We start from the raw sequence: 4255 nt of genomic DNA, 5'->3' as shown, positions 1-4255 counted from the left end.
CTCCCCACCCAGCCGGCACCAACGCCCCCGCCGGCACCTGTAGCAGCAGCCCCCACGCAGGCACCATCGCCCGACACGGCCTGTCCCACCGGCCGGTTCTTCGATCAGATGACGAAAACCTGCGAGAGTCCCTGACGACCGCTTGCTCGACGGTCGAAAGTCCGATAGGTGCGCTCGGCACGCTCCGGCTACACACCCGCGCACGGCAGACAAACACCATGTCGCATCCAGCCCGTTTCCTGCGACGCGCCATTCTCGTCCTGTCGTCGGCGGCCCTCATGGGGCATCATATCGGCGCCTATGCCGCCGATACCGCGCGCCACATCCATCAATTCGGCATGAGCGGCACGATCGGCGATCGCCCCATCGCGATGGTCGCCACCCTCGAAAACGGTACCCGCGTCGTCGATATCCACTATTCCTATGCGTCGCAGGGCAGGACGATTCCGCTCACGGCCACGATCGCGCGGCAGACGGTCACGTTGTCCGCGCCCGATGGCGGCGTTTTCGACCTGCATTTCGTCTCGTCGGCCCACCCAGCCCCCGCGATCCTGGATTTCGATACCGCGACCGGATTGCAGGGAACCTGGCATCAGGGGTCCGATCGCCAGCCCGTCTCCATCCGGTTCGTCCTCAGCCGCGACCACCTGGAAGACTGCATTTTCTACCCGTCCTCGATCGTCTCGGGAAAACCGCATTTCCCCGACCAGGGCTGCGAACATACGCCGGACCGAACGCTGCTGAACGCCTGCATCACGAAACCCTACGTCTCCGACGCAACGACCGTCCGCTGTCTCGACAGCACATTGCACACCTGCCGCGCCGACCAGCGCAACATGACGATGTGCGCCCTGAACCTGACCTCCTACCTGGAGCAGGCCATCGCCCAACGCCTCGATACCGGCGGCCAGGCCCTCCTCGACGGCCACGCGTACCGACGCTGGGACAAAAAAATCGCCGCAAGCTGCAAGGCGACTTCCGACTTCAGCCCCGATGGAAGCGGCTATGCCGCCGATCAGGATCTCTGCACCGCCCGCGAACGGCTCCGCCTTCTGCAAAACGGCCTCCGCCCCTCCGCCACCCCCATCCGCCCGCATCGCGCGCCACAATGAAAGGCCGACACAGGCCAGAGGCATGGCGCACACCCTCACCGTCGCGAACGATGTCAGGAACGCCGGCGCCTTCCCCTCCCTGCACTCAGTTCTGGCGCCAGGGCAGGCCATCAGCCTTCCATCCGGCCTTGGCGCCCCGATGGCCCTCCGCATCCAGCGGCCCCTCGAATCCACCGGCCACGTTGAACACATGCGCGAACCCCGCCATCCGCGCCGCCATGGCGGCGGAATGGCTGCGCGCGCCGGAACGGCAGATGAAATGGATCTCATGCTCCGGCGTCAGCCCCGCCGCCTGAAGCTGCTCCAGGAAACGCGGGTTCGGCTGGCCGCTGAGACCCTGCCACGAAACCGGGATCACCTGCTTGCCGACCGACGACAGGTCGGGCAGGCCCACGAACATCCATTCCGCGTCGGTACGCACGTCGACCAGTTGCGCCTGCGGGCGGCTGCCCAGTTCGTCCCAGGTCCGGGTGGGGGCTACGTCCTCGATCATCTTGTGTCCCATCGCAAGAATGCACATTGTGCGCATGACGGTCGCCCGGCCCTGGCCGGGCGCATTCCGGCAGCCACAGGTTGCCACGCACGTTGCGGAGAAGGTGCTGCGTTATGGGCCAAAGTGCAAATCCCGCCCCGATCGGCTGGACGACCTCGTCCCCCGACATGACTGCCGCGATCGGCCACACGCCGCTGATCCGCCTGCGGCGCGCGTCGGAACTGACGGGCTGCGAGATCCTGGGCAAGGCGGAATTCATGAATCCCGGCGGCTCGGTCAAGGACCGCGCCGCCCTGGCCATCATCGACGACGCCGAGCGTCGGGGCGTGCTCAAGCCCGGCGGCACGGTGGTCGAGGGCACGGCGGGCAATACCGGAATCGGCCTCACGCTGGTCGCCAACGCACGCGGCTACCGCTCGGTGATCGTCATGCCGGAGACCCAGAGCCAGGAGAAGATCGACTTCCTGCGCATGATCGGCGCCGACCTGCGCCTGGTGCCGGCCAAGCCGTTCCGCGATCCGGGCAACTACGTCCACGTCTCCCGCCGCCTGGCGGAAGAAACGGGCGCGGTCTGGGCCAATCAGTTCGACAACCTCGCCAACCGCGAGGGTCACCGCACGACCACCGGCCCCGAGATCTGGACCCAGACCGAAGGGAAAATCGACGCCTTCACCTGCTCCTGCGGCACCGGCGGCACGCTGGCCGGCATCACGCTGGGGCTAGAGGATTCCGCCCGCGCTGCGGGCCGCGCCCGTCCCCGCATCGTGCTGGCCGATCCAGAAGGCTCGGCGCTCTACGGCTGGGTGAAGTCCGGCGACATGAGCATCAGCGGCGGCTCGATCACCGAGGGCATCGGCCAGTCGCGCGTCACCGGCAACCTGGAAGGCATCGCCATCGACGACGCCGAACGCATCCCGGATGCCGAGGCGCTGGACCTGATCTACGACCTGCTGATCCACGAAGGCCTGTCGATCGGCGGCTCATCGGGCATCAACGTCGCGGCGGCCATCCGCGTGGCACGCCAGATGGGCCCCGGTCACACCATCGTCACCATCCTGTGCGACGGCGGCAGCCGCTACCAGTCCAAGCTGTTCAACCCCGCCTTCCTGCGCGAGAAGAACCTCCCCGTCCCGTCCTGGCTCGCCTGAAAGGCCGTCAGCAAGGTCACCCTGCCGGCCGATCCGGCAGGGTGACCCGATCAAACAGCCTCAGCCCGGAGGCCGAAAGAGCGACGCCCTTACGACACCCCGTCGGCCGTATCCTTCCCCCCGGCGACGGCGGGCGCCCCATTCCCGCGCGCCGTATCGCCCATCAACAGCGCGACCAGAATCACGCAGACCAGCCCCGCCCCCGCCAGGATCAGGAACGCCAGCGAGACCGAGCGATCGGCCACCGTGCCGGCCAGCGAGGTCGAGAAACTGGCCCCAGCCCCCATGGCCAGCCCCAGAATCCCCATGCACATGTTGAACCGGCCGCTGACGCGCGTCAGGTCGGCGGCCACCAGCGGCATCATCACCCCGAACGACGACGAACTGACCCCGTCCAGCAACTGGATCGCGATGATCAGATAGGGGTTGGAGGTCGTCGCCAGCAGGGCGGCGCGCAGCGGCAGGGTGGCGAACGTCACCAGCATCACGGGGCGCCGACCGACCGTTTCCGCCAGCCGGCCGATGATCGGCGACAGCGCCGCGCCGACAAGCTGCGGCAGCAGGATGCAGGCCGCGATCACGATCTCGGCGATATTGCCCGCGTCCTTGGTCACCTGCCCGGCCGCCAGCGACAGGATGCCCGCCGCCGACAGATGGAAGAAGGCAACGCAGATCGCAAAGGCGAACAGCCGCCGGTCGCGCAGCAATTCCCACATCGCGCCCTTGGTGCGCGGCGGCCGCTCGCCCTCGGCCACGGCGGAGGTGTTGATCGAGGCCGCGGCTTCGACCGGCTCGATCATCATCAGCGCCAGCAACCCCGGCATCGCCAGCGCGGCACCGAGAAAGAACGTGGCCTGCGGCGAAACCCAGTACCCCACCGCCCCCATCAGGCCGGAGCCGATGGCATTGCCGATCGAGGCAAAACTGGCATTGCGGCCGAAGCGCTCGCCCAGCAGCCCCTTGCCGTCATCGGGCAGGCGCAGCACCTGCGCCGCCACCACCGCCAGCGTAATCGCGCCGATCGCGGGCGTCAGCGTACAGCTCGCCAGCCCGTGCAGCACCTCGGCCAGCGCCACCGGCAATTGCTGCGGAAAGATGGCCAGCAGCAGGCAGCAGAAGATCACGGCCAGGATCGAGAACGCCGCAACGCGATGCTTGTCGCGCAGCCGGTCGACCAGCATGCCCGCCGGAACCTGGCTGACCATGGCGGTGACCGACCCGATACTGAGCACATAGCCGATCTGCCCCTGCGTCCAGTGGGCACCGGTCAGATACACCGCGATGAACGAGCCGAAAGAAGCCTGTAGGTTTCCGACGAAGAAATTGAGCAAATCCAGCCCGCGCTGGCTGTTCCTGGGCAGTTTCACGCAGGGCCGTCCCCGTGCCGCCTCAGGGTGCGGTGAATCGCCGCACACCGTTCATCATGCAGGATCATCGCGCCATGAACCCCGACCGTCCCGAAGACGCATGCCCGTCCGGCGGGCCGGGGCCCCCCCCCCCCC

Annotated in this window: 4 protein-coding genes; 2 read left to right on the top strand and 2 right to left on the bottom strand. The window is 67.7% G+C overall.

From position 1 onward, the window contains the following. A partial coding sequence (locus tag ABF821_RS20130; RefSeq protein ID WP_415531365.1) for a hypothetical protein occupies positions 1-1112 on the top strand: 1112 nt, incomplete at its 5' end. An 85-nt stretch (positions 1113-1197) separates the two neighbouring features. On the opposite strand, the gene ABF821_RS20125 is transcribed toward ABF821_RS20130, so the two are convergent. After that, complete coding sequence (locus ABF821_RS20125) at positions 1198-1605, bottom strand: rhodanese-like domain-containing protein (protein ID WP_182974727.1); 408 nt, start codon at positions 1603-1605, stop codon at positions 1198-1200. 113 nt (positions 1606-1718) lie between these two features. On the opposite strand from ABF821_RS20125, the gene ABF821_RS20120 reads away from it, so the two are divergent. Beyond that, a complete protein-coding gene (locus ABF821_RS20120) occupies positions 1719-2753 on the top strand; it encodes a cysteine synthase A (protein ID WP_114729184.1) in 1035 nt (344 codons plus the stop codon). Positions 2754-2842: 89 nt separating this feature from the next. Here the strand turns inward: ABF821_RS20120 and ABF821_RS20115 are convergent, their stop codons facing one another. After that, the gene (locus tag ABF821_RS20115; RefSeq protein ID WP_415531364.1) at positions 2843-4120 is read right to left on the bottom strand and encodes an MFS transporter; all 1278 of its coding nucleotides are present in this window, start codon (positions 4118-4120) and stop codon (positions 2843-2845) included. Positions 4121-4255: the final 135 nt, after the last annotated feature.

Source organism: Gluconacetobacter sp., from assembly GCF_047721585.1.
Classification (GTDB): Bacteria; Pseudomonadota; Alphaproteobacteria; order Acetobacterales; family Acetobacteraceae; genus Gluconacetobacter; species Gluconacetobacter dulcium.
The sequence above is the reverse complement of the archived record's forward strand: the minus strand, read 5'-3'. Positions and strand labels throughout refer to the sequence as shown.